This is a genomic window from Paraburkholderia elongata, from assembly GCF_013177735.1.
Taxonomy (GTDB): Bacteria; Pseudomonadota; Gammaproteobacteria; order Burkholderiales; family Burkholderiaceae; genus Paraburkholderia; species Paraburkholderia elongata.
Genome location: NZ_WOEZ01000036.1, coordinates 34,116 through 52,861 on the forward strand (window position 1 = coordinate 34,116; position 18,746 = coordinate 52,861).

Here is an 18,746-nt window from a genome sequence, read left to right on the forward strand (position 1 = left end):
TTAAGTGGCATTCACCGCGCCGGTGAAAGCCGCTGCACGACCCAACCCCCGAACACATTCACCGCCAACCCCGCCATCACCAGCAAGGCCCCCACGATCTGCGCCTCGGACAACCGTTCGTCGAGAAACAAGGACGCCGATGCCAGCCCGACAATCGGCACCAACAGCGAAAACGGGGCCACCTGGCTCGCCGGATAGCGCGACAGGAGCCGGCTCCACAGGCCGTAGCCGATCAACGTCGCGATAAAAGCGAGGTACACGATGGCGAAAATCGACATCGCGCTGATCCAGGACAGCGCCGCGACGATCCGCTGCGGTCCCTCGAACGCGTACGACAGCGCGAAAAACGGCAACGGCGGAATCAGGCTGCCCCACACGACCAGCCCGACCAGATCGACCTTGCCGACCTTCTTCGTGACGATGTTGCCGAGCGCCCACGAACACGCGGCGCACAGCGTGAGGACGAAACCAGCGAGCGTCATCGCGTGGCCGCCTTGCATGCCGATGATCGCGAGACCGCCCGCCGCGATCAGCAAACCGACGACGTTCGGCACACGAAAGCGCTCATGCAGAAACAGCGCGGCGAAGATCAGTGTGAAGAATGCCTGCGCCTGCAATACGAGCGAAGCGAGCCCCGCCGGCATACCGACATACATCGCCGAGAACAGGAAAGCGAACTGCCCAAACGAAATCGTCGCACCATAAGCGAACAGCCAGCGCCAAGGCAACTGCGGCCGCTTGACGAAAAACACCGCCGGCACCGCGGCGAGCGTGAAACGCAGCGCGCCGAGCAGCATCGGCGGCACACCATGCAGGCCCACCTTGATCACGACGAAATTGACACCCCACGCAACCACAACGACTAGCGCGAGCAGTAAGTCCCTCGGCGACATCCCGGTCTCCATTTAATTGTTGGATCCGGCAGTTTAGCGGACGTCGCGTCGCTCGACAGTGCGTTAAAACGTAGTTAGTCGTTCAGCCAGTTTTCCACGCGCAGCCCCGGATACGCCGCGAAGTCGCGTTCGTTGTTGGTCACCAGCACCACGTCGAGCGCCACGGCATGTGCCGCGATCAGCTTGTCGAGCTGATCCTTCTTACGCTCGCGCGTCGCCTCGCGAATCGGACCGTACGCGCTTGCCGCAGCGCTGTCGAACGGCATGACCAGAATGTCTTCGGCGAGTGCCGCCAGATTACGGCGATCGCGCGCACGGTTCGCCGATACCGCCACGCCGTATTCGAGTTCCGCAAAGGTGATGGCAGACATCACCACATCGCCAACGAGACATTCCGCAAAGCGCTTCGCAACCTGTTCCGGTTGGTTCTTCATCAAGTAGATGCAGATATTGGTGTCGAGCATGTAGCGCGGCATTACAAATCCTCGCGCTCGGCCTGCTCGTGGTCACCACGTCCTTCAGCCATGAAGTCGGGCCCGAATTTGGCGAATTTCTTGAGCACACCGGTCAGCGGACGCCGGGTTGGACGGATCCGCAATTCTTCGCCAACGCGTTCGATTTCAACCTCGACGTCGGCGCGGTCGAATGCCAATTCGGCCGGAATACGCACCGCTTGCGAATTGCCGTTGCGAAAGACTTTAGTGAGCATGCTGAACTCCTACTGCGGATGTACGCTGTATGTACGAGCTAATACTATAGCCATCCGCGCCAGCAATGTAAATACATGTGTGTACATCGAGTGCGGAATGCAGCCGCAACCGCAACCGCAGTAGAATCATCCATTAAGCAAAATCCAACTCACCCTTCCAGCCGAGCCTGCCCATGTCTTCCTCGATCAAAGCAGTTCTCAAACCGCATCTGCGCGACGTCGGCAACCTCACCGTGCAGCGTGTGCTGCCGGCCATGGCGGCGCGCCTGATCGGCCCGTTCATCTTCTTCGACCATATGGGCCCCGCCACGCTCGACCCCGGCGTCGGGCTCGACGTGCGTCCGCACCCGCATATCGGCCTTGCAACCGTCACGTATCTGTTCGAAGGCTCGATCATGCATCGCGACAGCCTCGGCTCCGAGCAGAAGATCGTCCCGGGCGACGTCAACTGGATGACGGCGGGCCGCGGCATCGTCCATTCCGAACGCACGCCGCCTGAAGACCGCGCGAGTGGCCAAACCATGCACGGCATCCAGACCTGGGTCGCGCTGCCGCTCGAAGACGAAGACATCGAGCCGTCCTTCTCGCATCACGCGGCCGACACGCTGCCGGTGGTCGAGCGCAACGGCGTCAAGCTACGCGTGATCGCGGGCACCGCGTTCGGCGAAACCTCGCCGGTCGCGACCTTTTCCGGCACGCTGTATGTGGCCGCGGAGTTCGCACCGGGCGGCGCCTTCGCGCTCGAACCGGAACACGAGGAACGGGGTGTCTATCTGGTGGACGGTGACCTGGAGATCGACGGCACATCGCTCGAAGTGGGCCAAATGGCTGTGCTCGCGCTCGACGAAACGGTCACGCTTGCCAGCACCCACGGCGCGCGCGTAATGCTGCTCGGCGGCGAGAAGCTGGATGGCGAGCGCTTTATCGAATGGAACTTCGTCGCCAGTTCACGCGAGAAGATCGAAGCCGCGAAGCTGGCGTGGACTAATCAGGGGATGGGCCAGGTGCCGGGTGAAACCGAATGGATTCCGTTGCCGACAAGAAAATAGGTGAGCATGGCGGCGCCCATGCGGTTGCCACCGGCAAGCTTCGCCGTCTGTGCGAGCATTTGCGGCCCCCGGTGGCCTGCATCCGCCGCGTTGAATCATTGAATTCGCGGCACACGGCCCCAACTAGTCAACAAACCGTTTTATCGACGAGGACGCAATGGACACCACTCTGGCCACTTTCGAACGGGACGTCATCACGGCGTCGACACTGGCCCCTGTGCTGGTCGATTTCTGGGCGCCGTGGTGCGGTCCCTGCAAGACGCTCGGCCCGATGCTGGAGAAGCTCGAAGCCGAAGCCGCCGGCAAATGGAAGCTGGTGAAGGTGAACGTGGACGAGAACCAGGAACTGGCCACGCACTTCCAGGTGCGCAGCATTCCGCACGTCATGGCGTTTGCCGACGGCCAGCCGGTCGATCAATTCGTCGGCGTGTTGCCGGAAGGCCAGTTGCGCGAGTTTATCGAGCGCCTCGTGCCGCAAGGCGCGGACGCGGCACGTCTTGAAGCGCAAGCGGCGGTGGCCGAAGGCCGCCGTGAGGATGCCTACAATGCGCTGCAAGCCGCACTCGCCTACGACCCAGGCTTCGACGAAGCGCGCATGGACCTCATCGAGATGCTGCTCGAAGATCATCGCATCGACGAAGCGCGCAATGAAGCCGACCTGTTGTCGCCGAAAACCACGCAAGGGAGCGTCGCCCGCTTCAACGCGATCAAGACCCGGCTCGATGCGGTGGACGCGGCGGCTGATCTGCCGCCTACGGATGCACTCGAAGCCAAAGTCGCAGCGAACCCGGACGATCTCGAAGCACGCTTCGATCTGGCTAGCGCATTCATCGCCCGCCGCAAATACGAAGGCGCGCTCGAACACCTGTTGGCGATCGTGCAACGCGACCGCACGTTCCGTGACGACATTGGCCGTAAGACGATGCTGTCGGTGTTCGATCTCGCCGCGCATCAGCCGGAGCTGGTGTCTCAATGGCGGCGCAAGCTGAGCGCGTTGTTGTACTAATCTGTACGGTGTTCAGGTGCGGCGAGGGAGCCGCGCCTGAATGCGTCGCGGCATGCGCTGCGTCAATCGCTTTACCGTTCTAACGCGACGACGCTCTAACGCCCTACCGCCTCAACCCGCTGCCTGCTTCGCCAACGCCCGCAACACATGGGCGGCCGCGGCAAAACCGAAGCTCGCGGTCACACACACGCTCGATCCGAATCCCGCACAGTTCAAACCGACCGGTCCCGTATGACCCGGCGACGTCGTGACGTGCTCCGCTTCCTCGTCGATGTCGCACACGGCGGCTTCCGGGTAGATCAACGGCTCATCGGAATACACCGCGCTCACCTTGAACTTCGCCTTCGGACCACGCGGAAAGCCATGCTGTTTGCGCAACTGCCCGCGCACTTTCGACAGCAACGGGTCCTGGATGGTCAACGCGAGATCGTCGATCCGGATGCGCGTCGGGTCCAGTTGGCCACCCGCGCCGCCCACCGTAATCAACGGCTGCTTCTTTTCGACGCACCACGCGATCAACGCGGTCTTCGTACGCACGCTGTCGATCGCATCGATCACGTAGTCGAAACCCCCGCCGAGCGTCGCCGCGAAATTGTCCGGCTCGACGAAGTCTTCCACCAGCCGCACGTCGCAGAACGGATTGATTGCCGCGATGCGCTCGGCCATCGCCTCGACCTTCGGTTTTCCGTAGTTACCATCCAGCGCGTGGATCTGGCGGTTAGTGTTGCTCTCGGCGACATTGTCCAGATCGATCAAGGTCAGCGTGCCGACCGCGCTACGCGCCAACGCCTCCGCCACCCACGAACCAACCCCGCCGATGCCGATCACGGCGACGTGTGCCCCTTCGAACGCAGCGAGCGCCGGCGCGCCGTACAGGCGGGCAATGCCGCCGAAGCGCCGCGCGCGGTCGGCGGTTTCACTCCCGTCGAGGCTGGTAGTAAGATCGGAATGCGCGGTGGTGCTGGACATGGTGGAAGGCTCGTTCAAAGCAGGCAAAACAGGAAGTGGCAACGCCAAGGCGCTCGCAGCCCGTATTTTGCCTGATCGCGACGATCAACATCGCCGCCCCAACTTAGGCATGAATGTTAGGCACGAATGGCCGCAAACGTGACGGCGTGAATGTCCACACGCAGTAGCAGGCCTTGACTTGGTCGCGCGCAAAGAATTCACGCCTTAGCTATACTGGTTGTACTGTAGCGTTCGCATAAGAACATGACCTCACTCGCCGAACTTCGAAAAAACTATTCGCTGGGTTCATTGGACTTTGCCGATGTCGACCGTAACCCGTTTCGTCAATTCGACACGTGGTTTCAGCAAGCGGTAGACGCCCAACTGCCCGAACCGAATACGATGACGCTGGCCACGGTCGACTCGCGCGGCCGGCCGTCAGCGCGCATCGTTTTGATCAAAGGTGTCGACGAGCGCGGCTTTGTGTTCTTCACCAACTACGAAAGCCGCAAGGGCCGCGAACTGGCCGCCAATCCCTACGCGAGCCTGCTGTTCTACTGGATCGAACTCGAACGCCAGGTGCGCGTCGAAGGCCGCATCGTCAAAACCAGCGCGGAAGAAAGCGATGCGTATTTCGCGTCGCGCCCGCTTGGTTCACGCATCGGCGCGTGGGCATCCAATCAAAGTCAGCTAATTGAAAGCCGTTCGCAGCTCGAAACACGCGAACGCGAAATCATCCTGCAATACGGTGACCAACCGCCGCGCCCACCGCACTGGGGCGGTTATCGTTTGGTACCCGAAGCAATCGAATTCTGGCAGGGCCGGCCGTCGCGTCTGCACGACCGCTTGCTCTACACGCGTTCAAGCGAAAACAGCGACTGGCAAATCTCCCGCCTATCGCCTTGAATCGAAATACAACACCGTACGCGCGTTGCCAACGTAGCAGCGCGCGCCGGTCGGACTGCGTCTCGCGGCATGGGAGTTGCGCCGCACTGAGCCGCAATCCACACAGGCTTTGCTTTAATTCAACGAACACGGAGAGATCACATGTTCTGGGAGAAAAAGCTGGCGCAGTGGGTGGAAGAGGTAAAAAACAAGGCTAACCTGCCAGCACGCCTTGTGCTGTGGGACGGTCAGCAACATGACTTCGGGCAGTTCGCCGCGCCTCGGGTCACGCTACATGTCAAAAGCGCCACGGCGCTGCCTTATCTGCTCGAACCGAGCCTCGACAATCTGGGCGAGGCGTATGTGAAGGGCAAGATCGATATCGAAGGCAAGCTGTCGGACATCATCAACGTCAGCTATCAGCTGGCGCGCAACACCGTCTCCAGCGCGAGCAAGCTGGCGCGCGTGCGGCGCTACTTCCATCACTCGAAGTCGTCGGACAAGAAGGCCATCCAGTATCACTACGACGTCTCGAACGAGTTCTACAAGCTGTGGCTCGACGAGAACATGGTGTACTCGTGTGCGTACTTCGAGAATGGCAATGAAGACCTCGCCACCGCGCAGATCAAGAAGATCGACCACATTCTCACCAAGATCCAGTTGCAACCGGGGCAGCGCCTGCTAGACATCGGCTGCGGCTGGGGCGCGCTAGTCCTGCGCGCAGCGCAGAAATTCGGCGCAAAGTGTGTCGGCGTGACGCTGTCGCAGAACCAGTTCGATCTCGCTACCGCACGCGTGAAAGCCGCGGGCCTGGAAAACCAGATCGAGATTCGTCTGCAGGATTATCGCGACATCGACGGGCAGTTCGACCGCATCACCAGCGTCGGCATGTTCGAGCATGTTGGCCGCAAGAATATGCCGGGCTATTTCCAGAAAATCCACGATCTGCTCGTCGACGACGGCATCGCCATGAATCACGGCATTACGTCGAGCGATTCGGACAGCGGCGAAACCGCGCTGGGCGGCGGCGAATTCATCGACCGTTATGTATTTCCGGACGGCGAACTGCCACACATCAGCCTTGCGCTCGAAGCGATGCAGCGCGGCGGGCTTGAAGCAGTTGACGTCGAAAGCCTGCGCCGTCACTATGCGCACACGCTGGACATCTGGGCGGAAAACTTCGAGGCGCATGCGGACGAAGCCCGCAAACTGGTCGACGACGAAAAATTCCGCATTTGGCGTGTGTACCTCGCCGGTTGCGCGTACGCGTTCGAAAACGACGATGTCTCGATCTTCCAGGTGGTGTGCTGCAAAGCCGGCCGTAGCGCGAAAACGTTGCCGTGGTCGCGCCGCTATATGTACGACAAAACGTTGTGATACGGTTGCGCCGCGGCGATTTACCGTCGCTGCGTGCCGGGGCTAAGTGCATTGCATGAGCGGGCCGACGCGGCGCAAACCTTAAACAGCAGGTCGAACATCGATGGACCAGAGTGGGACAAACGAAGTTGAACAGCCGGTGAGCGGCGGGCATGATGCACCGGCCGACGCCGTGCAGTTCGATCTGTTCGGGATGCCGGCGGAGCAGACGCCGGCACCGGCATCGAAGCCTGATGGGGGCGCGAAACCGCAGCGCGCAAAGGCAAGCGGCGCTGCGCTGCTCTGGCAGGAAGACGACGCACCGGTGCCACCCGAAACCGGGACCGCGGCTGAAGCCAATGCAACGCCAGCAACCGCCGATACGCCCAGGAAACGCCGTTCACGCGAAATTCTTGCCGCACCACCCTCTTCTGAACTCCTGGCGCTCGCCGCCGAACTGCCGTCGCAGGTCCACCTCGGTACGTCGACATGGTCGTTTCCAGGCTGGAATGGCATCGTCTACGGCGACGACTACAGCAATAGCAAGCTCTCGCGCGAAGGTCTAACGGCTTATAGCGCGCATCCGCTGTTAAAGACTGTCAGCATCGACCGGTCGTTTTACCAGGCGCTCACCGTCACCGAATACTTGCGCTACGCACAGCAGGTGCCGGAGCACTTCCGCTTCATCGTCAAAGCGCCGATGACGATTACCGACGCCACCGTGCGCGCCGAACGCGGCGAGCCGGTCTCGCTGAACCCGTGCTTTCTGAACGCGCAAATGGCGATCGACGAGTTCGTCACGCCGTGCCTTGAAGGCCTCGGTGCGAAAGCCGGTGCGTTGGTGTTCCAGCTCTCGCCGCTGCCCGACCAGATGCTCGCGCAACCGGCGGCGTTCATCGAGCGACTCGCCGAGTTCCTGACGGCGTTGCCCAAGCTGCCTGAAAGCGCTTGCTATGCGATCGAAATCCGCGACGCGAGTTTGCTCACGCCGCGCTTTATCCGCACGCTGAAAGCGGCGGGTGTTCGGTATTGCGTGGGCATTCATGCACGGATGCCGGACCCGTTGCGTCAGGCGGCGGCGCTCGCGCTCCTGGATGGCGAGCCAGCCGGCCCGCTGATCGTGCGCTGGAGTTTGCACGGCGGCTTCAAATACGAACAGGCGAAGGCCAAGTACGAACCGTTCAACCAGCTGGTCGATCAGGATCCTGCGACCCGCGCCGCGCTCGCCGAGCTGGCCGCGCGCTATGCGCTGGCCGGCCAGCCGGTGGTGATCGCAATCAACAACAAGGCGGAAGGATCAGCGCCGTTAAGCTGCGTGGAATTGGCGCGGGCGATTATTGAAGCGTATGCGCGGCAGGCTCATGAGCACGACCGCCAAACGCCTAGCTCGCCTTGATCCGATGCGCGAACTTCTGACGGAACTTCGCGACCTTCGGCGCCACCACGAACGAGCAGTACCCCTGATTCGGATGCTGCGCGAAATAGTCCTGGTGATATGCCTCGGCCGGCCAATAGTTGCCGTCGAGCGGTAGCACCTGGGTGACGATCTGGCCGTCGTAGATACCCTGTTCGCCGATCTCGCGGATCGCCTGCAGTGCCGTTTCACGCTGCGCTTCGGAGTGGGTAAAAATCACCGAGCGGTATTGCGTGCCGACGTCGTTGCCCTGCCGGTTCAACTGGGTCGGATCGTGGATCGCGAAGAAAATATCGAGAATCTCGCGATAGCTGATCTTCGCCGGATCGAAGTCGACGTTGACGACTTCCGCGTGACCCGTCACGCCGTCGCACACCTGTTCATAGGTCGGCCGTTGGGTCTGGCCGCCCGCATAGCCCGACTCCACCGAGTTCACGCCTTCGACGCCCAGATACACCGCTTCGAGGCACCAGAAACACCCGCCACCGAGGATGGCGACTTCGCCTGTCTGACTCATGCTGCTTGCTCCTTGATACTCATAGTCGGCCGATGCCGGTCCCGGTTAAACACAACACTCACGCCACCACCAAGACTTTCCAGCTTAGCGGTTTTTCCACTAACCGGCAGGGGTCGCGGCCAGTCCACCGCGATTGCAGTTAAAATTGGGACAAATCGACGATTTTCACTATGACTTTTGAATCATTTGTTTCCGGCCGCACGCGCGATGGGTTCAGCCCGGGGTTCACCCGGCTTGGCGCAAAGGCTTCCGCCCGATGAAGCGCGCCAGCCCGCCCAACTTCGACCAGACCGCCTTTAAACAGGCGCTCGGCCAATTCGCCACCGGCGTCACTGTCATTACAACGCGCGCCGCGTCCGGCCAATTGATCGGCATCACGGCCAGCTCGTTCAATTCGGTTTCGCTCAATCCGCCGCTGGTGCTGTGGAGCCTGGCCACGCGCTCGGCGTCGATGCCGGTGTTCCGGGTGAACAGTCACTACGTGGTCAACGTGCTGGCCGCGTCGCAGCTCGAACTGTGCAAACGCTTTGCCACGGTGAAGGGCGATCGTTTCGAAGGTGTGTCGCACGCCGAAGGCGACACCGGCATGCCGGTGCTCGACGGCGCGCTCGCCTGGTTCGAATGCCATAACCGCAGCCGCTACGAAGAAGGCGACCACGTGATTTTCGTCGGCGAGGTGGAGCGCTGCGGCGTGCACGAGAATGCCGCGGAGATTGCGCCGCTGGTCTTCCAGAACGGCCAATTTCACGGACTCAAGCAGCTCTGAACAAGGCGCCGCTGTGTATCAACAGCGGCCGCAAGCAGGTTCAAGCCGATGCAAGCTGACCCGCCCACCCACACTCAGCCATGCGGCGCGCTGTGGCCGCTGGTTTTCGACACTAGCGACACCGGCACGCCCGAATCTTCCTTCAGCGTCTGCAGCACGATATTCGAGCGAATATCCATCACGCCCGGCGCCTTATAGAGGCGTTGCAGCACGAAATCCGAATAGTGTTTGAGATTGTGGGCGAGCACCCGCAGCAGATAATGGGTTTCGCCGGTCACGACAAACGCGCCGACCACTTCCGGCCAATCCCGCACCGCCTCCGCAAAACGCTCGTGCCAGTTCTCCTGGTCGTTGCGCATCGACACCTGCACGAACGCTTCCAGTTCGAAACCCAGCACTTCGCGGTTCAGACACGCGCGGTAATGTTCGATGACGCCCTGCTCTTCCAGCAGGCGCAGGCGTCGTAGACAGGCCGATGGCGAAAGCGAAATGCGCTCCGCCAAATCGAGATTGCTAATCCGTCCTTCTTGCTGAAGCACCGTCAAGATACGGCAATCGGTGGCGTCGAGCGAGATCGCGTTCATATTCGGTCTCCCTTTCCCATTTGACTCAAATTATGTTCCAAGACACGGCTCAGAAGGAGATTTTTTCGCAATCACATTTCGCGCCAAGCCACCTATCATTCCTGGATAGACACAATCCGCCGATGGAGACATGGAAACACTCTGGGACATCACCCCCGCCGTCGATACCGCGACGCCCGTCTGGCCTGGCGACACGCCGGTCGGCATCGAACGCGTGTGGCGCATGGAAGCGGGCTCGCCCGTCAACGTCGCGCGCCTGACGCTGTCGCCGCACACCGGCGCCCACACCGACGCCCCGCTTCACTACGACGCCGAAGGCGCGGCGATTGGCGAGGTCGCACTCGATGCGTACCTCGGACGCTGCCGCGTGATTCATTGCATCGGTGCTTCGCCTGTTGTGACGCCACAACACCTGAGCGGCTCGCTCGACGACCTGCCGCCGCGAGTCTTACTACGCACTTACAGGAACGCACCGACTGCGGTCTGGGACAGCGCGTTCTGCGCGGTTGCGCCGGAGACCATCGATCTCCTCGCTGCTCGCGGCGTCAAGCTGATCGGCATCGACACGCCCTCGCTCGATCCGCAGGAATCGAAGACGATGGACGCGCACCACCGGATTCGCGCGCACCGCATGGCGATCCTTGAGGGCATCGTGCTGGATGCCGTCGCACCCGGCGATTACGAATTGATCGCGCTGCCGCTCAAGTTGACCACGCTCGACGCGAGCCCCGTGCGCGCCGTGTTGCGGGCGCTACCGAATCGCGCTGATCACCGCGACGCTCTGCAAAACTGAATCACCGCATTCATAGCATTTACCGAACTCCCTGATCTCTCTGACTGGACCATCATGAACACCCGTGAAGAAGCATTGGCGCTGGATAGCACCGACCCGCTCGCGCCGCTGCGCGACCAATTCGCGCTCTCGCCGGCCACTATCTACCTCGACGGCAACTCGCTCGGCGTACCGCCAGCCTCCGCCGCGCAACGCGCGCAGACCGTGATCGCCGCCGAGTGGGGCGAAGGTCTGATCCGCAGCTGGAATACTGCGGGCTGGTTCGAATTGCCGCGCCGCCTTGGCAACAAGCTCGCGCCGCTAATCGGTGCGGCCGAAAACGAAGTGGTCGTCACGGATACGATTTCGATCAACCTGTTCAAGCTGCTGTCCGCCGCCGTGCGGTTGGCGAATGCGCGCGATCCGAAGCGTCGCGTGATCGTTTCTGAGCGGTCAAATTTCCCAACCGATCTGTACATCGCGCAAGGGCTGATCGAACAGCTCGACCGCGGCTATGAACTGCGTCTCGTCGACGATCCGTCCGAGCTGCCTGCAGCGATCGGCGACGACACCGCTATCGCGATGATCACGCACGTGAACTATCGCACCGGCTACATGCACGACATGGCCGCGCTGACCAAACTAATCCACGACAAAGGCGCGCTCGCGCTGTGGGACCTCGCGCATTCGGCGGGCGCGGTGCCGGTCGACCTGAATGGTGTCGGCGCGGACTACGCGGTGGGCTGCACGTATAAGTATCTGAATGGCGGCCCGGGTTCGCCGGCGTTCGTATGGGTGCCGAAGCGGCATCAAAACGATTTCGCGCAGCCGCTGTCCGGCTGGTGGGGTCATCGCGCGCCGTTCAAAATGGACCCGACGTATCAACCCGATGATGGTATCGGCCGCTTCTTGTGCGGCACGCAACCGATGGTGTCGATGTCGCTGGTCGAATGCGGGCTCGATGTGTTCCTTCAAACGGATATGCAGACGATCCGTGCAAAGTCGCTCGCGTTGACCGATTTGTTTATCGAGCTGCTCGAAGCGCGTTGCGGCGAGTTTCCTTTGACGCTCGTGACGCCGCGTGAACATGCGCAGCGAGGTTCGCATGCGAGCTTCGAGCATCCGCATGGTTATGAAGTGATGCAGGCGTTGATCGCGCGTGGCGTGATCGGCGACTATCGCGAGCCTCATGTGTTGCGGTTTGGTTTTACGCCGCTGTACACGCGCTTTGTCGATGTGTGGGATGCGGTGGAGACGCTGCGCGATGTGCTTGCGCAAGAGACCTGGCGAGCGCCTGAATTTGCCGCCCGCGGCGCTGTGACCTGAGGAGCGCGCAATGACCGATCATATGCAAACGCCGGGATTGCCGGAAGAGAAACCGGCACAAGTGTGTCCGTTTGGGCATGGCAGTGGGGATGCCCCTTCGGCCACTGCTACGGCCCCTGCCGCCGCCGATTCCGGCGATGGCTGGCACGACGCGCAGCTCGATTTTTCGGAGTCGATGAGTTACGGCGACTATCTCTCGCTGGGGACCGTGCTGGATGCGCAGCATCCGTTGTCGCCGGATCACAACGAGATGCTGTTCATCATCCAGCATCAGACGAGCGAGTTGTGGATGAAGCTCGCGCTGTATGAGTTGCGCGCCGCGTTGAAGGCGGTGCATCGCGATGAGTTGCCGCCGGCGTTCAAGATGCTTGCTCGCGTGTCGCGGATCATGGAGCAGCTCGTGCAGGCATGGAGCGTTCTCGCGACGATGACTCCATCCGAGTACACGGCGATGCGGCCTTATTTGGGTAGCTCTTCCGGATTCCAGTCTTATCAGTATCGGCAGATCGAGTTTTTGCTCGGCAATAAGAATGAGCAGATGCTGAAGCCGCATGCGCATCGGGCGGATGTGTATGCAGACGTGAAGGCTTCGCTGGAATCGCCCTCGTTCTATGACGAAGTCGTGCGCTTGCTGTCGCGGCGTGGGTTTGCGATTTCACCTTCCAGGTTGGAGCGGGATTGGACGCAGCCTACCGTGCATGATGCTTCCGTCGAAGCAGCCTGGCTGGAGGTCTATCGGAATCCTTCGCAACATTGGGAGCTGTACGAGATGGCGGAGGAGCTCGTCGATCTCGAGGATGCATTTCGACAGTGGCGATTTAGGCATGTGACGACAGTCGAGCGGATTATTGGATTCAAGCAAGGCACGGGCGGCACGAGTGGCGCGCCTTATCTGCGGAAGATGCTGGATGTGGTTTTGTTTCCTGAGCTTTGGCATGTGAGGACGATGCTTTAAGCGGTTCTTTGCTTTTTACTCTGTGAGAGGGCACTGACTTCGTTCGCGCGCTGCATGGTGACTTGAAGACGCATCGGCCGAAATGTAAAGATTAGTTATAGTTCGCGCGTTTAGCCTGTGTGGTTGATCGTCTCAAAAAACGGTTGGGTTAGATTTCTATTTGCCGTTAGACAAAACGGCCAGGTGTGAGAGCCCGAACGGTAGTTCGCACAACCTACATTCGTGGGTCGTGCGCTTGCTTCTGTACGTTCATACAATGGGCGAGCCGTAGTGAGAGGGTCGAAAGGCCCATCGGTTTGAACTACCGCCGATCTCTCAAACTCGCTACGTGCCCGCTCACCCAATCTGTTGGTTGGCGAGTGTCGGGCAATTCAGGAACACACCGGAAATCGCACCATGAGCAAACCCACCAAAAAGACTCAAACTGCATCACGCCCTTCAGTTGATGCGCTCCAGTATGAAAAACTTGCACTGTCGGCGTTTGGAGCATGCGACCGGCAAATACGTCAGCTTAAAACCCTGATTGATCTCGCGGCGAGCATCGCCCGATGCCCGGCTACGACGGTTGAGGAAAGACGCCGTGAGCGCAACCTGCTGAAACATCTGCTCGATACCGTCGAGCAATACCAGCGAGAAGCTGAATGCGACCGTGACCTGTACCAGGTTATCGCGCTCGATGCGAAGGGAGTTCCTCACAGTCGCATCACCGCCAAACTTGCGGCGCAACTTCTTTCCGAGGCGGCGCAGGCGGGACGAGAAGCAGGGGAAGCTGCAGCCGAAGCCGAAGCTGCACCCGACAAACCTGCGACGCGTAAGCAGGAGCGCGTAAGGACTGCTGCGTATGCGCGGGCAGATGTGCAGCAGGCAGCAGTGAAGCACTAGGGTGAAGTAGCAGCCACCGCGCCGCTGCAATGAAAAAGGCGCGAATTGAACTGCACCCCAAAAGTTGGATTGGTGTCCAACTTTGCGGGGTCAGTTCAAATTACTCGCGCCTTTTTTACGTGCCCATGACGGAATAGCGACGACTTTCGAATGCCTCACGCAGTAGCCGGTCAAGTTCCGTGGCAATTTCCCTGTTCATTGTGCTTCCGTAGCGATCGTTATCAGACAAACACACAGTTAGACATTCGTAAAAGCTCCGGCCGTCATTTGGCCAGTCTCCTACAGACTTGAACAAGCCTATCCGTCCCCGGCGCGGTAAAACTCAAATTTGATGCAACGCAATACGCACCGCGAGACACGTCCCACAACGCGCGGACGCCTCCCGAATCCCGCCAAAAGTCCCGCCACGCCGCGCTGCGCCACGAAAAGCCGCTGACGTCGCCTTGACATTCGTTTCGCCGGGTACGATCATTCGCTCACAGACAGAGCAAATGCTCCACCTCAAGAAAAAACGCACGCTCCGAGCCGTGCGATCAAAGACATTCAGGAGACGCACATGAACAGCGGGCAAGGCAGCGGCGCGGCCGCACACGTGATCCTGCACATCGGCGCGGGATCGTTTCATCGCGCGCATCAGGCGTGGTATCTCCATCGGCTGAACGAGGCGAAAGTGGCGGGCGAGCCGCACTGGTCGCTGACGGTGGGCAATATCCGCAGCGACATGAACGCGGTGCTCGAAGCGCTCGCCGCGCAAAACGGCGTCTATACGCTTGAGACCGTCACGCCGCAGGGCGAGCGCGCGTACGAGACGATTCGCTCGATCGAACGCGTGGTGCCATGGACCGAGAGTCTCGATGCGCTGATCGAGGCGGGCGCCGATCCGGCCTGCAAGATCATTGCGTTCACCGTCACCGAAGGCGGCTACTACCTCGACGAACAGGACAAACTCGACACGGCCAATGCGGATCTCGCGGCCGATCTGAAAGGCGGCCACACCACGATTTACGGCGCGCTCGCGGTGATTCTCGAGGCACGCATGAAGCGTGGTGCCGGCCCGGTCACGCTGCAGACCTGCGATAACCTGCGCAGCAACGGCGAGCGTTTTCATGCGGGCATGAGCGAGTTTCTCGAACGGCGCCGCGCGAGCGAACTGGCGCAATGGTTCGACGACAACACCGCGTGCCCGAGTTCGATGGTCGATCGCATCACGCCCCGTCCAACGCCCGACGTGCGCGAACGCGTCAAGGCCGCGACCGCCGCCGACGATGCCTGCCCGGTGATGGGCGAGTCCTTCATCCAATGGGTGATCGAAGACCGTTTCGTCGCCGGACGCCCCGCGTGGGAAAAGGTCGGCGCGGAACTGGTCGACTCGGTGCTGCCGTACGAGGAAGCGAAGATCCGCATTCTCAACGCGACGCATAGCTGCATTGCGTGGGCGGGTACGCTGCTCGGACTGAACTACATCCACGAAGGTACGCTCGACCCGGACATCAACAAATTCGCCTTCGACTACGTGACCGAAGACGTGATTCCGTGCCTCACGCCGAGCCCGCTCGATCTCGAACGCTATCGCGACGTGGTGCTCGAACGCTTCGGCAATCTCTACATCCAGGACACCAACCAGCGCGTCGCGGCCGATGGCTTTTCGAAGCTGCCCGGCTTTATCGCGCCGACGCTTGCCGAATGCTTCGAACGTGGCGTCACGCCTGCGGCGACGGCGATGTTGCCGGCACTGTTCTTCCGCTTCCTCGAACGCTGGAACGCCGGCACGTTGCCGTATGCGTATCAGGATGGCGTAATGGACGAGCGCGTCGCCCGCGGTTTCTTTAGCGCGCCCGATCCGCTAAAGGCGTTCGCCGCTGACCGGCTGCTATGGGGCAGCATGGCGCAGACACCCGAATTGGAGTCGGCGTTGGCGGGCGCGTTGGCGCGTGTCGACGTGTGGCTGGCCAAACGCGGCGCGGCCTGACCCGTACGCGGGCGGCCAGCGTCGACGCAATGTGACGCATGTACTCCAGCAGCAACGGGCGTCACGTCACTCAGCGCCGCGCACCGCGCGGCATCGAACCACCGCCGGTGCCAGGCTTAATGCGCATGGCACCGCGTGCCCTATGCGGCTAAAGTAGCGCATCCCTAACGACGAAGGTTTCGCGCCCATGTATCTCGGCATCGACCTCGGCACGTCCGAAGTGAAAGTCCTGCTGCTCGCCTCCAATGGACGCGTGATCGGCACCGCAGGCTCACCCTTTACCGTTTCGCGTCCGCATCAGCGCTGGGCCGAACAGAATCCCGAAGACTGGTGGGCCGGCACGCGCACGGCGCTGGCCGCGTTGCGCGCCAAACATCCGGACGAGTTCGCGCAGATTCGCGGCATTGGCCTCTCGGGGCAGATGCACGGGGCCGTGCTGCTGGATGCGCAGGATCGCGTATTGCGGCCCGCGATCCTGTGGAACGACATGCGCAGCGACAAGGAATGCGCGGAGCTGACCGAGCGCGCGCCGGAGTTGCACACCGTGGCGGGCAATCTCGCGATGCCTGGTTTCACCGCGCCGAAGCTGCTATGGGTCGCGCGCCACGAACCGGAAGTCTTCGCGCAAACTGCCTGCGTGTTGCTGCCGAAGGATTACTTGCGCCTGCAACTGACCGGCGGCAAGGTGTCCGATCCATCGGATGCAGCGGGCACGCTGTGGCTCGACGTCGCCAAACGCGACTGGTCCGATTCACTGCTCGCTGCCTGCAACATGACACGCGCGCAGATGCCGGGCTTGTGCGAAGGCAGCGCGCCGTCCGGCACCCTGCTCCCCCAAGTGGCGCGCGAGTTGGGTTTGAGCGAGGGCGTGATCGTCGCGGCCGGCGGTGGCGACAACGCCACGAGCGCGATCGGCATCGGCGCGACGCAGCCGGGCGACGGCTTCGTCTCGCTCGGCACGTCGGGCGTGTTGTGCGTGGTCGGCGACAGTTTCCGGCCAAATCCCGCTTCCGCGGTGCACGCGTTCTGTCACGCGATTCCGGATCGCTGGCATCAGATGAGCGTGGTGCTGTCGGCGGCAAGTTGTTTGCGCTGGGTTTGCAAGCTCACCTCAACCGACGAGCCAACCCTGCTCGCCGAAATCGAGGCCCTGCCAGCAGAGGCATTGAACACCGCCCCACTCTTTCTGCCCTATCTGTCCGGTGAACGCACACCGCACAACGACCCGTACGCGCAGGGGGTGTTCTTCGGCATGAATCACGCGACCGATCGCGCATTGCTCGGCTACGCGGTGCTCGAAGGCGTGACGCTCGCGCTCACCGACGGCCTCGACGCATTGCGCGCGGCCGGCACGGAAGCGAAGGCGCTGTCCCTGCTAGGCGGCGGTGCGCGCAGCGACTACTGGGCACAACTGCTCGCCGACGCGCTCGACACCGCCACCCGCAAGCACGGTGGCGGCGAGACCGGCGCGGCGCTCGGCGCGGCACGTCTGGGCTGGCTGGCCGCAGGCGGCGACCCGGCGAAGGTGCTGACCAAGCCGCCGATCGAAAAGGAGTTCACGCCGAACCCGCGACGTCACGCCGAGCTGCGCAACCGGCTCGAAGCGTATCGCGCGCTCTACCGCCACGTACGGCCGCTGTTCGATCCCGCGCGGCAACCGCTCGCCTAACCGGCAAACCACAGCCGGTCCCCGTTGAGAGGCGGGGACCGGCTGCTATCATCGGCGCACTTCAAGCGAACCGTCACCGTGCCCAAGTCCACAGAAAAATTAGATCTTGCTACCCGCGCCGCGTGGCTTTACTACGTCGCAGGCAACACCCAGAACGAGATCGCCGAGAAACTGCAGGTGTCACGCCCGGTCGCGCAGCGGCTGGTCGCCTTCGCAGTGGAAAAGAACCTGATTCGCGTGCGCGTCGATCACAAACTGGCCGATTGTCTTGCGCTCGCCGATCAACTCTCGAAGCGCTACGGTCTGAGCATGTGCGAAGTCGTCCCGATCGACAGCGATACCTCGGAGGAAGTCGACCGCAAGCTGGCGGTGGCCGGCGCGCAGGTCATGGAACGCTATCTCAGCGAAGAAAAACCGATGGTGGTCGCCGTGAGCAGCGGCCGTACGCTGAAAGCCGCGGTCGATCAGATCGCCCAGCTGGAGCGTCCGCAGCATCGGTTGGTATCGATGGTCGGGGCGATCGCCTCGGACGGCTCCTCGAACCGCTACGACGTCGCGCTGCACATTTCGGAGAAGACCGGCGGCAAGCATTTTCTGCTGCCCGCGCCGTTGCTCGCCGATAGCGAAGCCGAGCGCGCGCAGTGGTGCAATCACCGGCTATACCGGATCGTGGAATCGCTATCGGCCCAGGCGGATGTCGCGTTCGTCGGCATCGGCAATATCGGGCCGAAATGTCCGTTGCACGAAGACGGCTTCATCACGTCCGCGGAAGTGAAGGAGTTGATGCAGAACGGTGCGGTAGCCGAAATGCTCGGACTGCCGATCGATGCAGCCGGCGCGCACGTCGAATCGCCGACCGGCCGGCGCGTCACCAGCATCGCGCTGGACTCCCCGCCGCGGCGCCCCACCATCGGGTTTGCCGGCGGCGAGCGCAAGCGCGAGGCGCTGATCGCGGTGCTCAAAGGCGGCTGGCTGTCGGGAATGGTGACTGACGAGTTGTGTGCGCGGGCCGCGCTCGAAGCCTGAGCGCGGCGGACAAAGACGGC

The 18,746-nt window shown here is 61.8% G+C and carries 20 protein-coding genes; 14 read left to right on the top strand and 6 right to left on the bottom strand.

Annotation, left to right across the window (positions count from 1 at the left end):
- Window positions 1-11: 11 nt before the first annotated feature.
- The 3 genes from GNZ13_RS06595 to vapB all read right to left on the bottom strand — a co-directional run bounded on the left by GNZ13_RS06595 (window position 12) and on the right by vapB (window position 1,602).
- Window positions 12-893 (bottom strand): EamA family transporter, encoded by an 882-nt coding sequence (locus GNZ13_RS06595; RefSeq protein WP_172161596.1) that lies wholly within the window; start codon window positions 891-893, stop codon window positions 12-14.
- A 74-nt stretch (window positions 894-967) separates the two neighbouring features.
- Window positions 968-1,369, bottom strand: coding sequence for a type II toxin-antitoxin system VapC family toxin (locus GNZ13_RS06600; RefSeq protein WP_172161598.1), 402 nt, complete (start codon window positions 1,367-1,369; stop codon window positions 968-970).
- Window positions 1,369-1,602: a type II toxin-antitoxin system VapB family antitoxin gene (gene vapB / locus GNZ13_RS06605; protein ID WP_054034329.1), complete on the bottom strand. Its 234-nt coding sequence runs from the start codon at window positions 1,600-1,602 to the stop codon at window positions 1,369-1,371. Before vapB ends, GNZ13_RS06600 begins: the two co-directional genes overlap by 1 nt.
- 173 nt (window positions 1,603-1,775) lie before the next feature.
- Here vapB and GNZ13_RS06610 point away from each other — a divergent pair, with 173 nt between their 5' ends.
- Window positions 1,776-2,651, top strand: a complete 876-nt coding sequence (locus tag GNZ13_RS06610; RefSeq protein WP_172161600.1) for a pirin family protein — start codon at window positions 1,776-1,778, stop codon at window positions 2,649-2,651.
- A gap of 157 nt (window positions 2,652-2,808) precedes the next feature.
- A complete protein-coding gene (gene trxA / locus GNZ13_RS06615; RefSeq protein WP_172161602.1) occupies window positions 2,809-3,657 on the top strand; it encodes a thioredoxin in 849 nt (282 codons plus the stop codon).
- Window positions 3,658-3,768: 111 nt separating this feature from the next.
- Here the strand turns inward: trxA and tcdA are convergent, their stop codons facing one another.
- Window positions 3,769-4,626, bottom strand: a complete 858-nt coding sequence (gene tcdA / locus GNZ13_RS06620) for a tRNA cyclic N6-threonylcarbamoyladenosine(37) synthase TcdA (protein ID WP_172161604.1) — start codon at window positions 4,624-4,626, stop codon at window positions 3,769-3,771.
- On the opposite strand from tcdA, the gene GNZ13_RS06625 reads away from it, so the two are divergent.
- The 4 genes from GNZ13_RS06625 to GNZ13_RS06640 all read left to right on the top strand — a co-directional run bounded on the left by GNZ13_RS06625 (window position 4,613) and on the right by GNZ13_RS06640 (window position 8,242).
- Window positions 4,613-4,768 (top strand): hypothetical protein, encoded by a 156-nt coding sequence (locus tag GNZ13_RS06625; protein WP_172161606.1) that lies wholly within the window; start codon window positions 4,613-4,615, stop codon window positions 4,766-4,768. The genes tcdA and GNZ13_RS06625 overlap by 14 nt on opposite strands.
- 101 nt (window positions 4,769-4,869) lie before the next feature.
- Entirely contained in the window at window positions 4,870-5,511 is a 642-nt protein-coding gene (gene pdxH, locus GNZ13_RS06630; protein ID WP_172161608.1) for a pyridoxamine 5'-phosphate oxidase, read from the top strand.
- 141 nt (window positions 5,512-5,652) lie between these two features.
- A complete protein-coding gene (locus tag GNZ13_RS06635; RefSeq protein ID WP_172161610.1) occupies window positions 5,653-6,867 on the top strand; it encodes an SAM-dependent methyltransferase in 1,215 nt (404 codons plus the stop codon).
- A 103-nt stretch (window positions 6,868-6,970) separates the two neighbouring features.
- A complete protein-coding gene (locus tag GNZ13_RS06640; protein WP_172161612.1) occupies window positions 6,971-8,242 on the top strand; it encodes a DUF72 domain-containing protein in 1,272 nt (423 codons plus the stop codon).
- Here the strand turns inward: GNZ13_RS06640 and msrA are convergent.
- A complete protein-coding gene (msrA, locus tag GNZ13_RS06645; RefSeq protein ID WP_172161614.1) occupies window positions 8,229-8,777 on the bottom strand; it encodes a peptide-methionine (S)-S-oxide reductase MsrA in 549 nt (182 codons plus the stop codon). The genes GNZ13_RS06640 and msrA overlap by 14 nt on opposite strands.
- A gap of 256 nt (window positions 8,778-9,033) precedes the next feature.
- Here msrA and GNZ13_RS06650 point away from each other — a divergent pair, with 256 nt between their 5' ends.
- Window positions 9,034-9,543, top strand: coding sequence for a flavin reductase family protein (locus tag GNZ13_RS06650; RefSeq protein WP_172161616.1), 510 nt, complete (start codon window positions 9,034-9,036; stop codon window positions 9,541-9,543).
- 74 nt (window positions 9,544-9,617) lie between these two features.
- On the opposite strand, the gene GNZ13_RS06655 is transcribed toward GNZ13_RS06650, so the two are convergent.
- Window positions 9,618-10,127: an Lrp/AsnC family transcriptional regulator gene (locus GNZ13_RS06655; protein WP_172161618.1), complete on the bottom strand. Its 510-nt coding sequence runs from the start codon at window positions 10,125-10,127 to the stop codon at window positions 9,618-9,620.
- Window positions 10,128-10,257: 130 nt separating this feature from the next.
- Here GNZ13_RS06655 and kynB point away from each other — a divergent pair, with 130 nt between their 5' ends.
- From kynB to GNZ13_RS06690, 7 genes are all read left to right on the top strand, one after another.
- Window positions 10,258-10,920 (top strand): arylformamidase, encoded by a 663-nt coding sequence (gene kynB / locus GNZ13_RS06660; RefSeq protein WP_172161620.1) that lies wholly within the window; start codon window positions 10,258-10,260, stop codon window positions 10,918-10,920.
- Window positions 10,921-10,974: 54 nt separating this feature from the next.
- On the top strand, window positions 10,975-12,225 hold the full coding sequence (kynU, locus tag GNZ13_RS06665) for a kynureninase (RefSeq protein WP_172161622.1): 1,251 nt from the start codon (window positions 10,975-10,977) through the stop codon (window positions 12,223-12,225).
- Window positions 12,226-12,235: 10 nt separating this feature from the next.
- Window positions 12,236-13,180, top strand: a complete 945-nt coding sequence (gene kynA / locus GNZ13_RS06670; protein ID WP_172161624.1) for a tryptophan 2,3-dioxygenase — start codon at window positions 12,236-12,238, stop codon at window positions 13,178-13,180.
- Between the two features lie 396 nt (window positions 13,181-13,576).
- On the top strand, window positions 13,577-14,062 hold the full coding sequence (locus GNZ13_RS06675) for a hypothetical protein (protein ID WP_172161626.1): 486 nt from the start codon (window positions 13,577-13,579) through the stop codon (window positions 14,060-14,062).
- 556 nt (window positions 14,063-14,618) lie between these two features.
- Window positions 14,619-16,031, top strand: coding sequence for a D-arabinitol 4-dehydrogenase (dalD, locus tag GNZ13_RS06680; protein WP_172161628.1), 1,413 nt, complete (start codon window positions 14,619-14,621; stop codon window positions 16,029-16,031).
- Between the two features lie 187 nt (window positions 16,032-16,218).
- Window positions 16,219-17,700, top strand: a complete 1,482-nt coding sequence (gene xylB, locus GNZ13_RS06685; protein ID WP_172161630.1) for a xylulokinase — start codon at window positions 16,219-16,221, stop codon at window positions 17,698-17,700.
- Window positions 17,701-17,778: 78 nt separating this feature from the next.
- Entirely contained in the window at window positions 17,779-18,726 is a 948-nt protein-coding gene (locus tag GNZ13_RS06690) for a sugar-binding transcriptional regulator (protein ID WP_172161632.1), read from the top strand.
- The last annotated feature ends 20 nt before the right edge of the window (window positions 18,727-18,746 follow it).